14 protein-coding genes, 2 tRNA genes and 1 riboswitch are annotated in these 21585 nt (G+C 69.8%); of the genes, 9 read left to right on the forward strand and 7 right to left on the reverse strand.

Annotated elements, in window-relative coordinates; translation table 11 throughout:
- Positions 1-165: 165 nt before the first annotated feature.
- From JCM7685_RS10400 to metK, 3 genes are all read left to right on the forward strand, one after another.
- A complete protein-coding gene (locus JCM7685_RS10400) occupies positions 166-2256 on the forward strand; it encodes a DEAD/DEAH box helicase (protein ID WP_074966299.1) in 2091 nt (696 codons plus the stop codon).
- An 8-nt stretch (positions 2257-2264) separates the two neighbouring features.
- Positions 2265-3806: an apolipoprotein N-acyltransferase gene (gene lnt, locus JCM7685_RS10405; RefSeq protein ID WP_231964618.1), complete on the forward strand. Its 1542-nt coding sequence runs from the start codon at positions 2265-2267 to the stop codon at positions 3804-3806.
- Between the two features lie 32 nt (positions 3807-3838).
- Positions 3839-3886, forward strand: a riboswitch (SAM-SAH riboswitch).
- A 5-nt stretch (positions 3887-3891) separates the two neighbouring features.
- On the forward strand, positions 3892-5058 hold the full coding sequence (gene metK, locus JCM7685_RS10410) for a methionine adenosyltransferase (protein WP_074966300.1): 1167 nt from the start codon (positions 3892-3894) through the stop codon (positions 5056-5058).
- Between the two features lie 172 nt (positions 5059-5230).
- Here the strand turns inward: metK and JCM7685_RS10415 are convergent, their stop codons facing one another.
- Complete coding sequence (locus tag JCM7685_RS10415) at positions 5231-5857, reverse strand: J domain-containing protein (RefSeq protein WP_074966301.1); 627 nt, start codon at positions 5855-5857, stop codon at positions 5231-5233.
- A 69-nt stretch (positions 5858-5926) separates the two neighbouring features.
- Here JCM7685_RS10415 and JCM7685_RS10420 point away from each other — a divergent pair, with 69 nt between their 5' ends.
- The 4 genes from JCM7685_RS10420 (at position 5927) to JCM7685_RS10435 (ending at position 9229) form a co-directional block, all read left to right on the forward strand.
- Positions 5927-6178 (forward strand): BolA family protein, encoded by a 252-nt coding sequence (locus JCM7685_RS10420; RefSeq protein WP_074966302.1) that lies wholly within the window; start codon positions 5927-5929, stop codon positions 6176-6178.
- Between the two features lie 80 nt (positions 6179-6258).
- The gene (gene glpX / locus JCM7685_RS10425; protein WP_074966303.1) at positions 6259-7224 is read left to right on the forward strand and encodes a class II fructose-bisphosphatase; all 966 of its coding nucleotides are present in this window, start codon (positions 6259-6261) and stop codon (positions 7222-7224) included.
- 47 nt (positions 7225-7271) lie between these two features.
- A complete protein-coding gene (recJ, locus tag JCM7685_RS10430; RefSeq protein ID WP_074966304.1) occupies positions 7272-9041 on the forward strand; it encodes a single-stranded-DNA-specific exonuclease RecJ in 1770 nt (589 codons plus the stop codon).
- Positions 9042-9154: 113 nt separating this feature from the next.
- A tRNA-Glu gene (locus JCM7685_RS10435) sits at positions 9155-9229 on the forward strand.
- Between the two features lie 260 nt (positions 9230-9489).
- Here the strand turns inward: JCM7685_RS10435 and JCM7685_RS10440 are convergent.
- Positions 9490-10704 carry a multidrug effflux MFS transporter gene (locus tag JCM7685_RS10440; protein WP_074966305.1) on the reverse strand — a complete coding sequence of 405 codons (1215 nt, stop codon included), beginning with the start codon at positions 10702-10704 and terminating at the stop codon, positions 9490-9492.
- Positions 10705-10801: 97 nt separating this feature from the next.
- On the opposite strand from JCM7685_RS10440, the gene JCM7685_RS10445 reads away from it, so the two are divergent.
- On the forward strand, positions 10802-11224 hold the full coding sequence (locus tag JCM7685_RS10445; RefSeq protein ID WP_074966306.1) for a DUF1489 family protein: 423 nt from the start codon (positions 10802-10804) through the stop codon (positions 11222-11224).
- A gap of 655 nt (positions 11225-11879) precedes the next feature.
- On the opposite strand, the gene gatB is transcribed toward JCM7685_RS10445, so the two are convergent.
- The 3 genes from gatB to JCM7685_RS19875 all read right to left on the reverse strand — a co-directional run bounded on the left by gatB (position 11880) and on the right by JCM7685_RS19875 (position 18705).
- Complete coding sequence (gene gatB, locus JCM7685_RS10450) at positions 11880-13394, reverse strand: Asp-tRNA(Asn)/Glu-tRNA(Gln) amidotransferase subunit GatB (protein ID WP_074966307.1); 1515 nt, start codon at positions 13392-13394, stop codon at positions 11880-11882.
- A 257-nt stretch (positions 13395-13651) separates the two neighbouring features.
- Complete coding sequence (locus JCM7685_RS10455; RefSeq protein ID WP_074966308.1) at positions 13652-15562, reverse strand: monovalent cation:proton antiporter-2 (CPA2) family protein; 1911 nt, start codon at positions 15560-15562, stop codon at positions 13652-13654.
- Positions 15562-18705 (reverse strand): hypothetical protein, encoded by a 3144-nt coding sequence (locus JCM7685_RS19875; protein ID WP_172413069.1) that lies wholly within the window; start codon positions 18703-18705, stop codon positions 15562-15564. The genes JCM7685_RS10455 and JCM7685_RS19875 overlap by 1 nt, the downstream gene beginning before the upstream one ends.
- A 288-nt stretch (positions 18706-18993) precedes the next feature.
- Here JCM7685_RS19875 and JCM7685_RS10465 point away from each other — a divergent pair, with 288 nt between their 5' ends.
- A complete protein-coding gene (locus JCM7685_RS10465; protein ID WP_074966310.1) occupies positions 18994-19860 on the forward strand; it encodes an SIMPL domain-containing protein in 867 nt (288 codons plus the stop codon).
- A 41-nt stretch (positions 19861-19901) separates the two neighbouring features.
- Here the strand turns inward: JCM7685_RS10465 and JCM7685_RS10470 are convergent, their stop codons facing one another.
- Positions 19902-21188: an O-acetylhomoserine aminocarboxypropyltransferase/cysteine synthase family protein gene (locus JCM7685_RS10470; RefSeq protein ID WP_074966311.1), complete on the reverse strand. Its 1287-nt coding sequence runs from the start codon at positions 21186-21188 to the stop codon at positions 19902-19904.
- A gap of 298 nt (positions 21189-21486) precedes the next feature.
- Positions 21487-21573: transfer RNA gene (locus JCM7685_RS10475), tRNA-Leu, on the reverse strand.
- Positions 21574-21585 lie beyond the last annotated feature (12 nt).

Genomic DNA, 21585 nt, shown 5'->3' on the forward strand with positions numbered 1-21585 from the left:
CGGGTTTTCCGCTAGGCCCGCGCTGTCTGCATCCGGCAGGCAAGGCGAGGGGCGTGCGGAAATTGCGTCCTGAACCGCCGCGCGACCCCTGCAACCGCTCGGGTCCGGCGAAGGACGCAAGCACGGCGCGGATTGATTCCGCGCATGGATTTACGAAAGCCCTGAATGACCAAATTCTCTGATCTGAAGCTGGACCCCAAGGTTCTGAAAGCCGTCTCCGAGGCCGGGTACGAAACCCCGACCCCGATCCAGGCGGGGGCGATTCCCCCGGCGCTGGAAGGCCGCGACGTGCTGGGCATCGCCCAGACCGGCACCGGCAAGACCGCCAGCTTCACCCTGCCGATGATCACCCTTCTGGGCCGCGGCCGCGCCCGCGCCCGGATGCCGCGTTCGCTGGTGCTGTGCCCCACGCGCGAACTGGCCGCCCAGGTGGCCGAGAACTTCGACATCTATGCCAAGCACACCCGGCTGACCAAGGCGCTGCTGATCGGCGGCGTGTCCTTCGGCGAACAGGACAAGCTGATCGACCGCGGCGTCGACGTGCTGATCGCGACCCCGGGCCGGCTTCTGGACCATTTCGAGCGCGGCAAGCTGCTTCTGACCGGCGTCCAGATCATGGTCGTGGACGAGGCCGACCGCATGCTCGACATGGGCTTCATCCCCGACATCGAGCGCATCTTCCAGTTGACGCCCTTCACCCGGCAGACACTGTTCTTCTCGGCCACCATGGCGCCCGAGATCGAGCGCATCACCGACACCTTCCTGCATTCGCCCGAACGCATCGAGGTCGCGCGCCAGGCCACAACCAGCGAAACGATCACCCAGAAGCTGGTCGAGATCACCCCGACCCGCCGCGACCAGGCCGCCAAGCAGAAGCGCGAGCTTCTTCGCGCCCTGATCCTGGCCGAGGGCGAGGGCCTGAAGAACGCCATCATCTTCTGCAACCGCAAGACCGACGTGGATATCGTCGCCAAGTCGCTGAAGGCGCATGGCTTCGACGCCTCGCCGATCCACGGCGACCTGGACCAGCGCCACCGCATGGCGACGCTGGACGGCTTCCGCGACGGCACGCTGCGCTTCCTCGTCGCCTCGGACGTGGCGGCGCGGGGGCTCGACATTCCGGCGGTCAGCCATGTCATCAACTTCGACCTGCCGAGCCATGCCGAGGATTACGTCCACCGCATCGGCCGCACCGGCCGCGCCGGGCGCGAGGGCACCGCGATCTCGATCGGCACCCCCGCGGACGAGAAATACCTGACCGCCATCGAATCGCTGGTCAAGCAGAGCCTGCCCCGCGCGCCCCTGCCCGAGGGCTTCACCCTGTCGGCCGCCGCCCAGGACGCCCCGCGGCCGGGCCGCGAAAGCAACACCCGGCGCGAGCGCGGCCGGGATCGGGACCGTGATCGGGATCGCGGCGAACGCCGCGGCCGCCGCGACGACAGCGAACAGCGCGCCGCCGCGCCGGAGCCCCGCGCCGAGGCGCCCGCCCAGGCCGAGCGCCGCCAAGATCGGCCCGCGCGCGAGGAGCGCCGCGAAGACCGGCGCGACGACCGCCGGGGCGAGCGCGGCGGCCACGACCGCCACGAGCGTCGCGATGACCGCCGCACCGACCGCCATCCGGTCATGGGCATGGGCGAGCACATGCCCGAGTTCATGACCCGCACCTTCCGCCCCGGCTTCCTTGAGCCGGCCGAGGAAACCCCGGTCGTCGAGGCCGAGGATCTGGCTCCGGCGCTGCCCGAAACCGCCGCCGTAACCGAGGCCGCGCCGACTCCGGCAACCGAGGCTCCTGCGCCGGCCGAAAAACCCAAGCGCAGCCGCAGCCGCAAGGCCAAGCCCGCGCCGGAAGCGGCCCCCGAAGCCGCCGCCGAACCGGCCCCTGCCGAGGAAGCGCCCGAGCCCGTGACCGAGGCGACACCTGAGGCCTTGCCCCAGGCCGCAGCCGAGGCCCCGACCGAAGCGGCGACGCCGGAAAAACCGGTCCGCAAGCGCAAGCCGCGCGCCACCAAGGCCAAGGCCGCCACGGTCGAGCCGGAAACTGCCGCCGAAGCTTCGGACAGCGCCGACGCCTCACCCGCGGCCGAAGAGCCTGCCGCAGCCGCCGAGAAGCCGGCCAGGAAGCCCGCGAAGCCGCGCGCACCGCGCAAGTCCCGCGCCAAGGCCCAGCCCGATGCGCCGGCCGAGACCGCGCCTGAAACCGAGGCCCCGCAAGCCGAAACCGTCCCCAGCCCGGACGACACGGCGGCCGACGCCTGAGGCGCACCATGGCGGCGGCAGCCATGCCGACCCCCGCAAGACCGGGGCGTCCCTCCTGGGCGGCGCTCGCGCTCGACCTGATCCTGGGCGCCGCCGCGGCGCTGGGACAGGCGCCCTGGGGCCTCTGGCCGCTGACCGTGCTGGCCTTGGCCGCGCTCTGCTGGCGCATCGCCCGCGCCGCCGGCCCGCGGCCCGCCGCCTGGCACGCCTTCGCGGCCGGTCTTGGCCATTTCGCGCTGGCCATGTCCTGGATCGTCGAACCCTTCCTGGTCGAACCCGAGATCTATGGCTGGATGGCCCCCTTCGCCCTGGCGCTGATGGCGGCCGGCGCGGCGCTGTTCTGGACCCTGCCCGCCTGGGCCGCGACCCGATTCACCCCGGGCTTTCCCCGACAGGGGCTGGTCTTTGCGGCGCTGATCGTGCTTTCGGACTGGCTGCGCGGCTGGATCTTCACCGGCCTGCCCTGGACGCTGACCGGCCATATCTGGATCGGCACCCCGGCCGCGCAACTGGCGGCGACATTCGGCGCCATCGGCCTTTCCGGCCTGACCATGCTGGCGGCAGCGCTGCCGCTCGCCTTCTGGCACGGCCCCGCGCGGCAGCTGCGCAGAGCCGTGCCGGGCACCATACTGTCGGCACTCGTCATCGCAACCGCCTTCAGCGCCGGCATGGCGCGGCTTGTGCGCCCGCTGCCTCCCGACACCGCCATTCAGCTGCGCCTGATCCAGCCCAATGCCACCCAGGCGCTGAAATGGGATCCCTATTGGTCCGAGGTGTTCTTCCGCCGCCTGCTGGACCTTTCCGCCGTCCGCGACCCCGGCCGCCCGGCGCCCGACGCGGTGATCTGGCCGGAAACGGCGGTGAACTTCCTACTCGACCAGTCCGGCACCGCCCCGCAGGAGATCGCCGGTTTCGCCGGCGCGCCGGTGATCCTGGGCATCCAGCGCAGCGAGGGCAGCCGCTATTTCAACAGCCTGACCGAGTTCTCGGTACGCGGCATCGGCCCGGTCTACGACAAGTTCCACCTGGTGCCTTTCGGCGAATACACGCCTTGGGGCGACTTGATGGCGCGCTTCGGCGTTCGCGCCTTTGCCGCGCAGCACGGTTTCGGCTATTCCGCCGGTCCCGGCCCGCGGCTTCTCGACCTGCCCGGCCTGCCCCGGATGCAGCCGCTGATCTGCTACGAGGCGATCTTCTCGCGCCACTTGATCGCGGGCGAGACGCGGCCGGCCTGGCTGTTGCAGGTCACGAACGACGCCTGGTTCGGCGCGCTTTCCGGGCCCTGGCAGCACCTGGCGCAGGCGCGGCTGCGCGCCATCGAATCCGGGCTGCCGCTGATGCGCGCGGCGAATACCGGCGTCTCGGCGGTGATCGACGCCCGAGGCGGCTTGCGCGCCACGCTGGGGCTGAACCTCGCCGGCCGCATCGACGCGGCGCTGCCCGGCGCGCTACCGCCGACGCCCTGGACGCGCTGGGGCGACGGCCCGGCGCTGGCCCTGGTGCTGGCAGCCCTGGCCTTGGCCGCGCGGCGGCGTTATCAGCACGGTTGACGGCAACCGGCGGGTAAACTATCGCTGTGCGTTGACCGTCACAACGGCTTCCTGGCGTGGCGGCGTCATTCAACGGAGCACCTCCATGGCCAGACAGAATTATGTGTTCACCTCGGAATCCGTATCCGAGGGGCATCCCGACAAATTGTGCGACCAGATCTCCGACGCGGTGCTGGACGCGCTCCTGGCCGAGGATCCGGCCGCCCGCGTCGCCTGCGAGACCTTCGCCACCACCGGCACCGTGGTCATCGGCGGCGAGATCGGCCTGACCGACCAGAAGAAGCTGGGCGAATACATGGGCCGGGTGACGCAGATCGCCCGCGACACCATCCACGACATCGGCTACGAGCAGGAAAAGTTCCACTGGAACACCTGCCACGTCCACAACTACCTGCACGAGCAATCGGCCCATATCAGCCAGGGCGTCGACCGCGACGGCGCCGGCGACCAGGGTATCATGTTCGGCTATGCCGTGGACGAGACGCCCGAGCTGATGCCGGCGCCGATCCAATACGCCCATGCCATCCTGCGCCGGCTGGCCGAGGCCCGCAAATCCGGCGCCGAGCCGATGCTGGGCCCGGACGCGAAATCGCAGCTGTCGCTGCGCTACGAAAACGGCAAGCCGGTCGAGGTGACCAGCCTGGTGCTCTCGCACCAGCACAAGGACGAGGCGCAGAGCTCGGACGACATCCGCGCCATCGTCGAGCCCTATATCCGCGAGGTGCTGCCCGCCGACTGGCTGACCGAGCGCACCGAATGGTGGGTGAACCCGACCGGCACCTTCGTCATCGGCGGCCCCGATGGCGACGCCGGCCTGACCGGGCGCAAGATCATCGTCGACACCTACGGCGGCGCGGCCCCGCATGGCGGCGGCGCGTTCTCGGGCAAGGATCCGACCAAGGTCGACCGCTCGGCCGCCTATGCCGCGCGCTACCTGGCCAAGAACGTGGTGGCGGCCGGTCTGGCGAAACGCTGCGTGATCCAGCTCTCCTATGCCATCGGCGTGGCGAAACCGCTGTCGATCTATGCCGACACCTTCGGCACCTCGGAAGTCCCCGAGGCCGAGATCGAACGCGCCATCGCCCGCGCCATGGATCTGACCCCGCGCGGCATCCGCGAGCATCTGGAGCTATGCCGGCCGATCTATCGTCGCACCGCGGCCTATGGTCATTTCGGCCGCGCGCCCGAAGCCGATGGCGGGTTCTCCTGGGAACGCACCGACTTGGCCGAGGCGCTGAAACGCGAGGTCTAAGGTTGGCAGAAGGGGGCTTTGCCCCCGCGCGTTCCGCGCTCCCCCAGGATATTTGGACACAAAAGAACGCGATGCCCGTCCGGCGCCAAGGCTTCGCATGTTTCTTTTGTGCTTAAATATCCTGCGGGGGTCCGGGGGCGCAAAGCCCCCGGCGCGGCAGATGCGGAAGGGCTTAGTCCTTGAAGCTGCGGCTGTCCTTGATCTGATCCCAGGCCCAGACCACCTCCTGCAGGCGATCCTCGTCCGAGCGGTCGCCGCCATTCATGTCGGGGTGAAGATCCTTAACCAGGGACTTGTATTGCTTGCGAATTTCGCTCCGCGTCCATGTATCGCGGGCCTCGAGGATCTCCAGCGCCTTGCGTTCCGTCGGCGGCAGCTTGCGGCTGGCGGTCTTGCGCGCCTCGGGGTTGGTGCCGTTCGCGCCCAGGATCTCCAGCGGATCGTCGATGCCGTGGCGCGCCCATTTCTGTTCCTGGGCCGCTTTGCCGAAGGGCTTGGTCGGCCGTTCCCAGACCGTGGCATTGTTGAGGAACTCCTGGAACTCGGCCTCGGACTGGCCCTGGAAATAGTTCCAGTTCAGGTTGTATTCGCGGACGTGCTCCTTGCAGAACCAATAGTAGTCGTCCAGTGCCCGCGGCGATTTCGGCGCCCGGTACTGGCCCGGCTCGTTGCAGCCCTCCTTGTCGCAGATTCGGCGCGAGGTCTCGAAGGCACCGGACATGCCGCGCCGGCCCTTTGAGCGCTTCTTCTTGTCGGAAGCGGCGGAAATGTCGAAGCCGAACGGGTCGCTGTTGCTCATCTGACTGCCTTGTCCTCAACGGGACAGGCAGTTTAGGCTATTTCGCGGGACATGAAAGGGGTGAAGCGGATGATTGCCGACGAGATGCGCGAGAAGCTGGCGGGGCTTTCCCCGACACGACTGGAAATCCTCGACGAAAGCGAAAACCATCGCGGCCACGGCGGCTGGCGCGAGGGCGGCGAGACGCATTTCCGCATCCGCATGACCAGCCCGCAATTCGTTGGCCTGGGCCATGTCGCCCGTCACCGCCTGGTGCATCGCACCCTGGGCGACATCGTGCCGCGCATCCATGCCCTGGCGCTGGAACTGGCGGAAAGCTGAACCGTTAGCGCGCGCAGGCTTGCCCGGTGGCGGCGGCGCGCGTAGAAGCCCACGAGATCGGAAACACAAGGATTTTGCGCATGACCTCGCCCAAGGATTTCAATGACCGCATGTTGTCCCTGGGTCTCGCCCGCGTCAGCGAGGCGGCCGCCCATGCCTCGGCCCGGCTGATCGGCCGCGGCGACGAGAAGGCGGCCGACCAGGCAGCCGTCAACGCCATGCGCGAGCAGCTGAACATGCTGGACATCAAGGGCGTCGTCGTCATCGGCGAGGGCGAGCGCGACGAGGCGCCGATGCTCTATATCGGCGAGGAGGTCGGCACCGGCCAGGGCCCCGAGGTGGACATCGCCTTGGACCCGCTGGAAGGCACCACGCTGACCGCCAAGGACATGCCGAACGCGCTGACCGTCATCGCCATGGCGCCGCGCGGCACCCTGCTGCATGCGCCTGACGTCTATATGGAAAAGCTCGCCATCGGCCCCGGCTATGCCAAGGACGTGGTCAGCCTGGACATGGCGCCGGCCGAGCGGGTGCGGGCGCTGGCCAAGGCGCGCGGCGTCGAGGACGGCGACATCACCGTCTGCATCCTGGAACGTCCGCGCCATGAGGACCTGATCGCCGAGGTCCGTTCGACCGGCGCCGCGATCCGGCTGATCACCGACGGCGACGTGGCCGGGGTGATCCACTGCGCCGAGGCCGAACTGACCGGCATCGACATGTACATGGGCTCGGGCGGCGCCCCCGAGGGCGTGCTGGCGGCCAGCGCGCTGAAATGCATGGGCGGGCAGATGTGGGGCAAGCTGCTGTTCCGCAACGAGGACGAGAAGGGCCGCGCCAAGAAGGCCGGGATCACCGACCTGGACCGCATCTATTCGCGCGACGAGCTGGTGACCGGCGACGTGATCTTTGCCGCCACCGGCGTCACCAACGGCTCGATCGTGGCCGGGGTCAAGCGCGAGCCGGGCTACCTGACCACGGAAACCATCCTGATGCGCTCGAAGACCGGTTCGGTGCGGCGCATGATCTATCGCAACCCGATCAAGTAAGCGGGCGGCATCTTGATCCGCGGGCGGTCATGGGGGATGAAACCCGCATGACCGCTTTTTCATCTTCCGCCTTCCTTTCCGTCACCGCTTCGCTGACCGGCCGCCTGTGGCGCGGTCCCGACGCCGCCCTGGAACGCGCCGCCGAGGCGCTGGCGCAGGACAGCCGCCTGCCGCTGCCCGTCAGCCGGGTGCTGGCGGCACGCGGCGTTCCCGCGCATGAGGCGCCGCTCTATCTCGACCCCAAGCTGCGCGATCTGCTGCCCGATCCCTCGGGGCTGCGGGACATGGACAAGGCCGCCGAGCGGCTGGTCGCTGCGGTGCTGGCCGGCCAGCGCATCGCCGTATTTGCCGATTACGACGTGGACGGCGGCGCCTCGGCCGCGATCCTGCTGGACTGGCTGCGCCGGCAGGGCCGCGACGCCACGCTCTATATCCCCGACCGCATCGACGAGGGCTATGGTCCCAATGCCCCGGCCATCTCGGCGCTGTCGCGCGACCACGACCTGATCGTCTGCGTCGACTGCGGCACGCTGAGCCATGACGCGCTGGCCGCCGCCACCTGCGACGTGATCGTGCTGGACCACCACCAGGGGGCCGAGACCCTGCCCCCGGTGCTGGCGGTGGTGAATCCGAATCGCGCCGACGAGGACGGCAGCCTGGGCCATCTCTGCGCCGCCGGCGTGGTCTTTCTGACCCTGGTGCGCTGCAACAGCCTGCTGCGCCGGGACGGGCATCCGCAGCCCGACCTGATCCCGCTGCTGGACCTGGTGGCGCTGGCGACGGTGGCCGACGTGGCGCCGCTGGTCGGCGTGAACCGCGCCTTCGTGCGCCAGGGGCTTCTGGTCATGGCCCGGCGCGCGCGTCCCGGCCTGGTGGCGCTCGCGGATGTGGCGCGGCTCGATTCGGCGCCGAGCGCCTTTCACCTGGGATTCGTTCTGGGCCCGCGCATCAATGCCGGCGGCCGGGTCGGCCGCGCCGATCTGGGGGCGCTGTGCCTGTCCTGCGGCGACGGCCGCGAAGCCGAGCGGCTGGCAACGGAACTGGACGCTCTGAACCGCGACCGCCGCGCCATCGAGGCCGCCGTGCGCGACGAGGCGCTGGCCCAGGTCGAGGCGCGGGCGCAGGCCGGGACCGGCGACGGCCTGGTCGCCTGGGCCGCGGGCGAGGGTTGGCATCCGGGCGTTGTCGGCATCGTCGCCGCGCGCATCAAGGAAGCGACCGGCATGCCCTCGGTGGTGATCGGGGTCGAAGGCGGCATCGGCAAGGGCTCGGCACGCTCGGTGCCCGGCGTCGATCTGGGCCGCGCCATCCAGCGCCTTGCCGCCGAGGGGCTGCTGCTGAAGGGTGGCGGGCATGCCATGGCGGCGGGGCTGACCGTCGAAGAGGCCCGCATCCCCGACGCCATGGCCCGCCTGTCGCAGCTTCTTGCCCGCGAGATGGCCGAGCGCACCGGCGCCGGAGAATTGCGCATCTCGGGCCTTCTGGATCCCGCCGGCGCCACGGTCGAGCTGATGCAGATGCTGGAGCGCGCCGGCCCGTTCGGTCAGGCCGCACCGGCGCCGCGCTTCGCCTTCGCCGGGCAGGTGATCGACAGCGCCGGAACCATGGGCGACAGCCACCTGCGTCTGCGCTTTCGCAGCCCCGGCAGCCCGGTGATCGAGGCCGTCGCCTGGGGCGCGATGACCAGCCCGCTGGGCCCCGCCCTGCTGGGTGCCAAAGGCCGCCGCTTCCACCTGGCCGGCCGGCTGGAACTGTCGCAATGGGGCGGGCGCGAGCGGGTGCGGCTGCGCCTGGACGATGCCGCGCCAGCCGGCTGAAGGATGCCGAAAAAACTTGCGGCAACGGTGACTTTTCCGCTTGCAGCCCTCCGGCGCAGGGCCTAAATACCGCTCCACGCCGCAGGGCACAGCGCCCGGCGGAAACAGAAAGTGGCCCGTTCGTCTATCGGTTAGGACGTCAGGTTTTCAACCTGAAAAGAGGGGTTCGACTCCCCTACGGGCTGCCACTTCTCCCTTTCCACAGTCATTTTTGTACGCTCTCGGGCCCGTGCGATTTTGTGCATCTTCCGGCTGCAATGACCGTAGGTAAATCTACGAATAGGCAAGCGGCGCCGTTGGCTGTAGTTTGCAGAGGCTTTCAATACGAAGCCCTTGAGTACTCGTCCGCAGCGTGCACAACCCATCACCTGCGGCGTTTCAGAACGCCCCGCTCCCACTCGGAGCGGGGCTTTTACTTTGCCTCCGGGGCCAGCAGGCCCGCGCCGGCCTAGCCTTCATGCACCCGGCGCATCAGCACGGCGGCAAGGCCCGAACAGATCAGCGTCGCCAGCAGGATCGGCCGGGCCGAGCCGTCGTAGAGCAGCCCGACCGGCGCCGCGATCACCACCGCGCCCAGCGTGGACAACGCCCCCACCACCGAGGCCGCCATGCCCGCGACATGACCCATGCGCTGCAGCGCCATGGCGTTGAGATTGCCGAAGGTCACCCCGGCCATGAAGAACACGCTGACCGCCCAGAGGAAGAAAGCCGGAAAGCGCAGGGGCTCGGGCAGCAGGTCGCCGAACACCAGCACCACCATCACGCCCGAGACCACGACCTGCATCCAATAGGCCATGACCACGATCCGGCGCATCCCCAGCCGCAGCACATAGCGCGCATTCAGCACCGTGCCGCTGCCCGAAAGCAGCGCCATGCCCGCGAACCACAGCGGGAACTCGGCGCCCTTGCCATAGGTCTCGACGAACAGCTGCTGGGCGGAGCTCAGCAGCGCGAACATCTGGCCGAAGCCCAGCGTCATCACCAGCGTCACCAGCTGCACCTGACGGTCGGCCAGCACCTCGCGCGCGGCGGCTGCCAGGCTGCCCAGGCTCAGCGGCCGGCGCGCGGCGACCGGCAGGGTCTCGGGGCGGCGCAGCTGCAGCCACGACCCGCCGACCAGTGCCAGCACCACGAACGAGCCGAAGACGCCGCGCCAGCCGACGAAATGGATGATCACCGCCCCGATCGAGGGCGCCACCGCCGGCACCAGGATGAAGATCATCATCACGAAGCTGGTGATGCGCGCCATCTCGCGGCCCTGGTAGAGGTCGCGCACCATGGCCAGCGCCACGATCCGGGGCGCGGCGGCACCTAGACCCTGCACGAAGCGCGCGGCCAGCAGCCATTCCAGCGAATCGGCAAAGATCGCCGCCACCGCGGCCAGGGCATAGATCAGGAACCCGGCCAGGATCACCGGCTTGCGGCCCAGGGCATCGGACAGCGGCCCGCCGACCAGCAGCCCCAGCCCAAGCCCGCCGACGAAGGAGGTCAGCACCAGCTGGGCGCGGTTCACGCTCTCGGGCGTCAGCGCGGCGGCGATCTCGGGCAGCGCCGGCAGCATCGAATCGATGGAAAAGGCGATGACGGCAAAGATCAGCGCCAGCATGGCGATGAATTCGGGCAGAGGCTGGCGGCGGTCGGGGCGAATGATCGGTTCGGGCATGACAACTCCTTGAACGCCCCCGCGGCCTAACCCCGCCCGGCCATCGGTTCAAGGGCCGGGCGGTTGCACACGCGCGCGGTCGGGCTATATCTGGCGCATGACCGCAACGCTCCACCTCATGAAGCTCTGCGTCGGCTGCGACGATCCGACCGAGCTTGCGACCTGGCAACAGCACCGCTTCCAGGGCAGCCCGGCGCGCCATGTTACCCGCATGTGGCCCAAGCGCCAGACCGAGCTGCTGGACGGCGGTTCGATCTACTGGGTGTTCAAGGGGGTGATGCAGGCCCGCCAGCGCATCCTGCACCTTGATGAGGTCGAGGGCGAGGACGGCATCCGCCGTTGCGCGCTGATCCTGGACCGGGACCTGGTGCGGGTCGCGGCGGTGCCGCGGCGGCCGTTCCAGGGCTGGCGCTACCTCGCTGCCGGCGACGCCCCGGCCGACCTGCCCGCGGGGCGCGAGCAGGAACCGGGCCTGCCGGCCGAAATCGCCCGCGCCCTGGCCGAGATGGGTCTGCGCTAAGCCGTCCTTTCGCCATCCGGAGATAATTCCGGCACCGGGCGAGGCTCTTGCTGCAGCATCCTTGTCGGCCCGCCGAACTGGTTCCGAGGCAGAATTCTATCCAAGCAGGCGCCGAACCTTAGGTTGCTCGGCCCGGCCCTGCCATGCCGTTGGTCTTACCTCGCCGACGACGCCTGCCTGAGGTCCCCACAGGGACCGAACTGGAGACCGTCCGACCGAAATCGCTTTACGCTCGTGCAGGTCGACGCGGCAAAGCCAATCGGCGCCACGCCCTCGAGGGCATCCGCCTCTATCGCCCTCGCCTCGGGGTCCCCCGGCCAGCCTCGCGCGAGCCGCCGCTCAAATCGGCGGCTTGGCCCGGCAGTTATTGCTCCAAGACCTGTACGGAGGCTTGAGAGACTTGTGGCCGCTGCATGCCGGTCTTCAATCGGCCGAACGTGTGTCAAAACTCGGTCAGGCGGCCAGAGACTCGGAACATTGTTCTCCAAGGGTCGAATTGGCGTGAGAAAGTCCTGCTCAACTCTCCCCGGAGTGTCACTCGGCGAAAATACTTCTCGCCAGACCCGAAGATACTGAGTTTCGACACAGCCCCAGCCCTTGGCGCCGGGCGCCGGATGTCGACAACGTGCCAGGCAGTAGGAGCGCCAAACCGCCCCTACCCACCCAGCTTTTTCCCGACCAGTTCCTGGACCGCCGCCGGGTTGGCCTTGCCGCCGGTCGCTTTCAACACCTGGCCCACGAACCAGCCCGCGAGCTTCGGATTGGCCTTGGCCTTCTCCACCTGGGCTGGGTTGGCGGCGATGATCTCGTCCACGGCCGCCTCGATGGCGCCAAGGTCGGTGACCTGCTTCATGCCGCGGGCTTCGACGATCTCGGCCGGGTCGCCGCCCTCGGACCAGAGGATCTCGAACAGGTCCTTGGCGATCTTGCCCGAGATCGCGCCCGAGCCGATCAGGTCGATCACCCCGCCAAGCTGGGCGGCCGAGACCGGCGAGGTTTCCACCGTCAGCCCCTCCTTGTTCAGCCGGCCGAACAGTTCGTTGATGACCCAGTTCGCGGCCATCTTGCCGTCGCGCCCCCGGGCCACGGCCTCGAAGTAATCGGCATTCTCGACCTCGGCGGTCAGCACGCCCGCATCATATTCGGAAAGCCCCAGATCGGCCACGAAACGGGCCTTCTTCTGGTCGGGCAGTTCGGGCATCGAGGCGGCGATGCCGTCCACCCAAGCCTGCTCGATCTCCAGCGGCAGCAGGTCGGGATCGGGGAAATAGCGATAGTCGTGGGCCTCTTCCTTGGACCGCATCGAGCGGGTCTCGCCCTTGTCCGGATCGTAGAGCCGGGTTTCCTGCACCACCTTGCCGCCGTCTTCCAGAATGGCGATCTGGCGGCGGGCCTCATAGTCGATGGCGGCCTGGATGAAACGCAATGAGTTCATGTTCTTGATCTCGCAGCGGGTACCCAAGTGGCTGAAATCCTGGGTCTCCTGGTAACGCTCGTAGGCGCCGGGCGGGCAGACCGAGACGTTCACATCGGCGCGCAGGTTGCCGTTCTGCATGTTGCCGTCGCAGGTGCCCAGATAGCGCATGATCTGGCGCAGCTTGGCGACATAGGCGGCGGCTTCTTCGGGGCCGCGGATGTCGGGGCGGCTGACGATCTCCATCAGCGCGACGCCGGTGCGGTTCAGGTCCACGAAGCTCATGTTCGGGTCCATGTCGTGGATCGACTTGCCGGCGTCCTGCTCCAGATGGATGCGCTCGATCCGGACGCGGCGGGCGACGCCCGGGGCCATGTCCACGATCACCTCGCCCTCGCCCACGATCGGGTGGTAGAGCTGGCTGATCTGGTAGCCCTGCGGCAGGTCGGGATAGAAATAATTCTTGCGGTCGAAAGCCGAGCGCAGGTTGATCGCCGCCTTCAGCCCCAGCCCGGTCTTGACCGCCTGCGCCACGCAGAATTCGTTGATGACCGGCAGCATCCCGGGCATGGCGGCGTCGACAAAGGCGACATGGCTGTTCGGCTCGGCCCCGAAGCCGGTCGAGGCACCGGAAAACAGCTTGGCGTTCGAGGCGACCTGGGCATGGACCTCCAGCCCGATGACCAGTTCCCAATCCTGCTTCGCGCCCTGGATGACTTTCGGTTCCGGCGCGGTATAGGTCAGATGGTCCAGCATGGCATTTCCCTTGGCAAGGCTGCCCGCCTTTTAGGGGCTCGACGCCCGCCCGGCAAGGCCCGGGCCGTGGCGCCGCAGCAGGGGTATTTCGAAAACGGAAAGCCACAGGCCGCGCCTGCTTATTTGCTCTTCAAATACCCAACCGCCACGGTGCCCGGCAAGGACCGCAGCAGGCTCTCGCGAATCCTGCACTCATCGCTTTCAGGACATCCGCAGCCGAAAGGGCAGCAAAGGCGAAGGGGCGGACAGCGCGCGTTTCAGCGGCCACCCGGCCGGCCGGGTCGGGTCAGCCCGTGCTCGGGCGCCTCGTCGTCGCCGGCAGCGATCGGGGCGGCGCTCGGACCATGGGCGAAGCGCTCCATCAACGCGCTTTCCAGCTGCCGGTTCAGGTCGCGGCTCAGACCCATGTAATCGCGATTTTCCTCCATCGGGACATCCGGCTTCCACACCTCGGCCAGTTCGCGCAGATGGGCACGGTCCATGCGATAGAAGATGCGCTCGAGCTCGGCGGCCTCGTAGGGCGACAGCCCGACATGTTCGAGCGCGTAGCGGCCGGCGCGCAGCGAGCTGTCGAAGGTCTCGCGCACGATATGGTCGGCCTTGGCGGCATAAAGCTGGAACACGTTCACCCGGTCGCGGGCGCGGGCGATGACCACGATGTCCGGGCGCTTTTCCTTGGCATAGCGGATCAGCCGCAGGTTCGCCTCGGGGTCGTCCAGCGCCGCGACCAGCACCTTGGCCTTGTCGAGCCCGGCGGCCATCAGGATCTCGGGCCGGGTCGGGTCGCCGAAATAGCCCTTGAAGCCGAAGCGGCGCATCAGCTGGATCACCTCCAGGTCGTGGTCCAGCACCGTGGTCTTGAAGCCCGACATGGTGACCAGACGGTTCAGCACCTGGCCGAAACGGCCGACGCCGGCGATGATGATCGGCTGCTGCTCGGCGATCTCGTCGGCGATGTCGCTGGCGCGTTCCTCGGCGATGCGGCGCGAGATGAAGTCCGACAGGATGAACAAGAGCGGCGTCGCCAGCATGGAGAGCGCAATGACCAGCAGGAAGCCCTGTGCCAGTGGCCGGGGCAGGATGGCCAGCGACACCGCGTAGGAGATCAGCACGAAGCCGAATTCGCCCGCCTGGGCCAGCGACAGGGTAAAGAGCGTGCGGTCGCGCCCGCGCAGCCCGGTCAGCCGCGCGATCATGTGCAGGACCATCGCCTTGACGGCGATCAGCACCACGGTCACGCCCAGCACGGTCGCGGGACGCTCGAACAGGATCTGGAAATTCATCCCGGCGCCGACGGTGATGAAGAAGATGCCCAGCAGCAGCCCCTTGAAGGGCGCGATCTGGCCCTCGAGCTCGTGGCGGAACTCGGACCCGGCCAGCATCACCCCGGCCAGGAAGGTGCCCAGCGCGGGCGAGAGGCCGACGAATTCCATCAGCGAGGCGATGCCCACCACGATCAGCAGCGCCAGCGCGGTGTCGAGTTCGTTCAGCCGCGCCGAATAGACATAGCGGAACAGCGGCCGGATCAGGTATTGCCCCATCAGGATCACCGCCGCGACCGCGCCCAGCGTCACCAGCGCCGCCGCCCAGCCGGGCAGTGAATGCATGAAGGCCTCGCCGATATGCTCCTGCGCCTCGGCAAGCGGCGCGCGGGTCGCCAGCAGCGGCATCAGCGCCAGCATCGGGATCACCGCGATGTCCTGGGTCAGCAGCACGGCGAAGGCGCTGCGCCCGCCCGGGGTCTGCATCAGCGACTTTTCGGACAGGGTCTGCAGCACGATGGCGGTCGAGCTGAGCGACAGGATCATGCCCAGCGTGACCGCGACATGCCAGTCCTGGTTGAAGGCCATCGCCATCAGCGCCAGCAGCGCCACCGTGCCCAGGATCTGCATCCCGGCCAGGCCCAGAAGCTTCTTACGCATCTGCCACAGCGCCTCGGGCTCCAGCTCCAGCCCGATCAGGAACAGCATCATCACCACGCCGAATTCGGCGAAATGCTGCAGGTCGGCCATCTCGCCGGCCGAGCCGGCGACGCCCAGCACCGGACCGATCACGATCCCCGCCACCAGATAGCCCAGTACCGAGCCCAGCCCCAACCGCGCCGACAGCGGCACGGCGATCACCATCGTCAGCAGGTAGACGGTGGCGATCAGCAGGAATGTCTCCATCAGCGTCCGTCCAGCATGCGCAGTTCATGCGTGCGACCGGCCTTGACATAGGTCAGCCGGCCGTTGCCGATCGAGTTGATGGTGCCGCCGTCGATGCGGTCGCCCAGGCGCACCGTCACCACCTTGCCGCTGCGCAGCCGGATCAGCGCCCGGCTGGCCTGGCCGGCGCCGATGATGCCGATGATGGTGGTGCGGCCGGTATCCATGCCGCGCGCCGTGGTCGCGGCCTTGGCGACGCTGGCCGAGGACACGCCCTTGGACAGGGCCGTGGCGGCGAGTTCGGGCTCGTTGTCGATCTCGGGGGGCTTGTAGTCCTGCTGGCGGGCGCGCGCGGCGCGTTCCTCGGCCTCGGCCTGGGCGCGGGCGCGGGCCTCGGCCTGGGCGCGGGCCTTGGCCTCGGCGGCGGCGTCGGCCTGGGCGCGGGCCCGGATACGGGCCTCGGCCTGGGCCTGGAGTTGCTCGTCCAGCGCGCGGCGGGCGTTCAGTTCGGCCTCGCTGGGTCCGGGGGTTGCGGCCGCCGCTGCGGCAGCAGGAGCGGCGACGGCCGGGGAGCCGGCTGCACCCGGATCGGCGGCCGCGGGCGGGTCCTCCGCCGCAGCCGGCGCCGCATCGCCGCGCCGGGGCGGCAACGGCGACGAGGCCAGCGCCGAAAGCTGCACCGCGCCCGGGGTCGGCGGCGGTGCCGCGGCCGCTTCGGACAGCGCGGCATCGACGGCGCGGGGCGAAGGCGTGGCCGTGGCGCCGGCCTTGCCGGGCCGCGGCTGCGGGCGCGAGGAGCCACGCAAAAGCCCGCCCGAATCCCGGGCGGGCGACGCGGCGGCGGTCGTGTTGCGGCCGGGCTTGTCTGGCGGCGCCGCCGCCGCCGAGCGCAGGGCCGCGTCGATGGCCGAGGCGCTGGGGGCGTCGCTGGCGGTGGCCGCGCCCCCTGGCTTGCGCACGGGCCGAGCCTGCGCCAGCCGCGTCATGCCATCGGGCCGCGGCGCCTGTGCGCTGACCAGACCGTGCCGGCCCAGGTCGCGGATCAGCCCGCGCAGCTGGGCGGCCTCGGCCGGATTCAGCGCCGCCTCGGGTCCGGCTGAGTTCGGTTCGGGAGCCAGCTCGGGGGCCGAGCCTTCCGGCCGCAGCGGCGGCCGGGACGAGCCCCGCAGCGCCGGGGTGGTGCTGGCGGTCGCGGCGGGACGGGCCTCGGCGGGCGCGGCAGCCGCCGGGGCCGGCGCGGCGCGGCGGGCGCGTTCCGGCGGGCGGGCGGCCCGGATCGGCTGGGCGGATCCCTGGCTGGCGGCGTAGGGCAGCGGATCGGTCGGCACGCGCGGCGCGGTATCGGCCCGCGGCGCGCTGGTCTGCGGCGTGCTGCGCCGAGGCGCCAGCTGCGGGCGGGCGGAACTGTTGAGCCGCACCGTCGTGGCCGCGGCCTGCGCCGGGCGGGACGCGGCGGTGCTGCGGGCAGGGGCATCGGCGCTGGCCGGCGCGGCGGCTCGCGCCGGCTGCGACGGTGCCGCGACCGGCCGGGTTGCGGCGACGGCGCGGGCCGGTTCGCTGGCGGCGGATGCGGGGGCCTGCGCCGCCGGGCTGTGGGCCGAAGGCGGCACCACGGCGGCGGCCACCGCGGCGGCGGCGACGATCACGCGGCGCCGCTCTTCCTCGGTCAGGGCCGAGACGCGGGCGGGTGCGGCGGCGGGGGCTGCCTGCTGCACCGGCACGGGCATGGCTTCCGGTTCCGCCTCGGCGACAGTTTGCGGCGCGGGCGTTTCCGCGGCCGGGGTTTCGGCGGCGGCCTGCTCGGTCGGACCGGCGGCCGGGTCTTGCGGTGCAGAAGCGGCGGGGGCCGCGACAGGCGCGGTCTCGGTCAGCGCTTGACCGCGGTCGCCCGGAACCAGGAAGGCCCAGATCAGGATCAGCCCCGCGACCAGCAGCGCCAGCATGCCGACCAGGCCGACCAGCCCGCCGCGCTGGCCCGGCCGGCGCATCGGGGCCGGAGCGGCGCCGATGCTGCGCGCCTGGCGGGCATCGGCGGCACGTTCATGGACGGCGCGGGCGCGCGGGTTCAACTCGGGCCCGCCCTGCCCGGCCGACGGACCGTGACGCACGACCGGCGGCACCGGCGCGACGGGTTCGGGACCCTCGGCATCCGAAGCTGCGGTCGACGGGCGTTCCTCTGCGGCCCGGGCCGCCGGCGCTTCGGCGGCGCTTTCAGCAGCGGGCGGGTCCTGCGACGGTTCGGGTTCGGGGGCCGCGGCTGGAGGATCGGACTCGGCTTCCGCCGCCGCGGGCTCCGCCTCGGGGGTATGCGGATGTTCAGGCTCGGGAACAGGTTCTGGCTGGGGCTCGGCGGCTTGGTCAGGTTCGGGGGCCGAGTTGGGTTCGACGGCCGGCTCGGGCACAGCGACAGGCTCGGCCTTGCCTTCCGGCTCGGCTTCGACTGCCGGGGTTTCGCTCTCGGTCTCGGCTGCCGCGGACGGGGCGGGTTCGGCGGGTTGCGTCGCCTCAGGCGGCGGCGCGGGCCCGGCTTCCGCCAAAGCTGCCGCCGCGCCGGTCCCTGCCTCGGTCGCGGCTGCTTCCGCGGTCCGGGTTTCCTCCGCGTCCGGGGCGACTTCCGCGGCCGATACATCGGTCGCATCGCCGCCCAGATCCAGCAGATCCGCCGCCGGCCCGGCCGCCTCGTCCTCCTGGGCGAATTGCAGGTCGGCCGAGGTCACCCCGGCCTGGGCCGGATCGACCGCCGGCCGGGCGCGCGGCGGCGCCTCCAGCACGAAGATCGGCTCGCCGGCAAAGCTGTCCTCGGCCGGGGCGGCGCGGAACCCCTGCCCCTCGAACCCGTATTGCGCGGCAAAGTCGCGGGCCTCACGCAGGGTCTGGCGCGCCACCGCGGCCACGCGCACGCTGTCGCCGTCGCCTTCCCAGTCGAAAGCCAGGTCCTCGATCGCATAGGGCGTCAGCCCGTCCAGCGCCTTGCCGACCGCCCGATCGCGGTCCGCACCGGGGGCGACCGTCAGGGTGGTGTAAAGGATCTGGTCGTCGGGAATGAGCAGCGTCACCGGCAGCGCCTCATCGCCCCCCGCCATCAGCCGCAGGCGGACGAATTCCTCGCGGAAGTCGGGCGAGTCGAACTCGACCGAGCCCAGATGACGCCAGGACGGCCGCACCTCCGCATCCGACGCCGGTTCGCGCCGCTGAAGATGTACGGCATCCTCGCTGAAGGAAAGGGCGTATTCGGTAACGGAATCAAGCGACATCTATCGGTTCTGCTCTGTGGTCCCGGCGCCTGCGCGCGTTCTTGTGATCTGATCCAAGGGACTAACCCAGAACGTGTTCCGTGAAAAGCCGAACACCGGATTGTGAGGCATCCAAACCGCGATTTCCGGCGTTTCCGCGACTGGAAGCACCATAGCGCGGCGAAAGCGAACCGTCCGCGCGCAGAGGAGACAGACCCCATGCCCCAAATCCGACCGCTGCTGGCCGTCGCGACGCTGACCCTGCTGGGCGCCGGCCCGCTGATGGCGCAGGACGCCCCCCCGCCCGCGCCGCAACCGCCTATGGGACATCACGCCATGAAGCATCCCGGCCCGCTTGCCAAGCTGACCGTCACCGGCGAGGGCGAAAGCACCGCGGCGCCTGATCTCGCGACGATCTCGCTGGGGGTCAGCAGCCGGGCCGACACCGCCGCCGAGGCGATGCGGGTCAATGCCGAGCAGCAGGCGAAGGTGATCGAGGCGCTGAAGGCCGAAGGCGTCGAGGCCCGCGACATCCAGACCTCGGGGCTGAACCTGTCGCCGGTGATCGACTACCAGGACGGCCAGGCGCCGAAACTGACCGGCTATGCCGCGCAGAACATGGTGACGGTGCGGGTGCGCGATATCGGCGGCCTGGGGCCGGTGCTGGACAAGCTGGTCGCCTCGGGCGCGAACGAGATCAGCGGCATCGCCTTCTCGCGCGAGGACATGACCGAGGCGCTGGACCAGGCCCGGGGCAAGGCCATCGCCGATGCCCGCCACCGCGCCGAGGTCATGGCCGAGGCGGCGGGGATGCGGCTGGGTCCGCTGCTGTCGCTGTCCGAGGCGCAGCCGGGCGGCGGACCGCGCCCGATGATGATGGCAGCGGCCGATGCCAAGCGCGCCGACACCCCGGTCGAGGCCGGCGAACTGGCGGTGACGGCGCAGGTGACCGCGGTCTTTGCCATGCACGACCCGAAGGCGCCGGGCGGCGACCGCCCCGCCCCGGGGCAGGGTGACGACGCCCCGGCAGAGGGTGCGCCGGAGGCACCCCCCGCCCCGCCCGCGCCCGAGGCGCCGGCGAACTGAGCAAACGGGGCGGCGGGGTCATCCTCGCCGCCCTATTTCCTTTACGCGGTCGCCGCCGCCAGCGCCTGGTCGAGATCGGCGATGATATCCGCGGGATCCTCGATGCCGATCGAAAGCCGCACCACGTCCGGGCCGGCGCCTGCCGCGATCTTCTGTTCGTCGGTCAGCTGGCTGTGCGTAGTCGAGGCGGAATGGATCACCAGCGAGCGCGCATCGCCCAGGTTCGCGACGTGGCTGAACAGTTTGAGACTGTCGACCAGCTTGACCGCGGCGTCGTATCCGCCCCGGATGCTGAAGGTGAAGAGCGACCCCGCCCCCCTGGGATAGACCCGCTGCGCCGTGGCGTTCCACGGCGAAGAGGCCAGCCCGGCATAGGTGACCGAGGTGACGCGCGGGTCCTGTTCCAGCCATTCCGCGACCTGACGGGCATTGTCGACATGGCGCTGCATGCGCAGGCCCAGGGTCTCGATCCCCATCAGCGTGTAATGCGCGGCCTGCGGGTTCATGGTCATGCCGAGGTCGCGCAGCCCGATGGCGATGCTGTGGAAGGTGAAGGCGAGCGCGCCGAAGGCCTGATGAAAGGTCAGCCCGTGATAGGCCGGCTCGGGCTGCGACAGGCTGGGGAACTTGTCCGAGGCCGACCAGTCGAAACGGCCGGAATCGACGATGGCGCCGCCCATCACCGTGCCGTTCCCGGTCAGGAACTTGGTCAGGCTGTGCACGACCAGCGTCGCCCCCATCTCGATGGGCTTGCAGAGCCAGGGCGTGGCCAGGGTGTTGTCCACGATCAGCGGCAGGCCCAGTTCGTCCGCGACCTTGGCCACCGCCGGGATGTCTGTGACATAGCCGCCGGGATTGCTGATCGATTCGCAGAAGATGGCGCGGGTATCCTCGTCCGCCGCCGCCCGCAGCGCGTCGAGATCGTCCAGATCGACGAATTTGCACGACCAGCCGAAGCGTTTGATGGTCTGGCTGAACTGGGTAATGGTGCCGCCGTAAAGCCGGGTCGAGGCGATGATGTTCCTGCCCGGCCCCATCAGCGGGAACAGCGCCATGATCTGCGCGGCATGGCCGGATGAGCAGCAGACCGCCCCCGCCCCGCCTTCCAGCGCGGCGACGCGGCTTTGCAGCGCCGCGACCGTCGGGTTGGTCAGCCGGGAATAGATGTAGCCGACCTCCTGCAGGCCGAACAGCCGCGCGGCGTGGCCGGCATCCTGGAAGACATAGGCGGTGGTCTGATAGATCGGCACCTGCCGGGCGCCGGTCGCCGGATCGGGCGCGCTGCCGGCATGGATGGCGGTGGTGTCGAAACCCCAGTTCTCGGACATGGAAACCCCTTTCGCTTGCTCGCGGGCGAGACTGGCGCAAGGTGGCGTGCAAATCCACGGAAATCGGGACGCAGGGCGCAGGAAAGAATGACGCAGTCGCCGCCGAAGCCCTTTCGGAACGGCGTTTTAACGACAGGACCGGATCGCCCTGGAAGCGTTCTCGTCGCGGGAGCCAGCCTCGGCAGGAGAGAGCGCCAGGACGGGACATCTCGGCGGCAAAGTCCATGCCGGCACAGCAGAACGGGCCCGAGGCATAATAGCACCAAACCCGTCTTAAACCATTGATTTTGCTTGAAAATGGTGCGGTCGAGAAGACTCGAACTTCCACTCCGGTTAAGGAACAGCGACCTCAACGCTGCGCGTCTACCAATTCCGCCACGACCGCACGTCCGTAGGC

The sequence above is a fragment of the Paracoccus aminovorans genome (genome assembly GCF_900005615.1).
GTDB lineage: Bacteria > Pseudomonadota > Alphaproteobacteria > Rhodobacterales > Rhodobacteraceae > Paracoccus > Paracoccus aminovorans.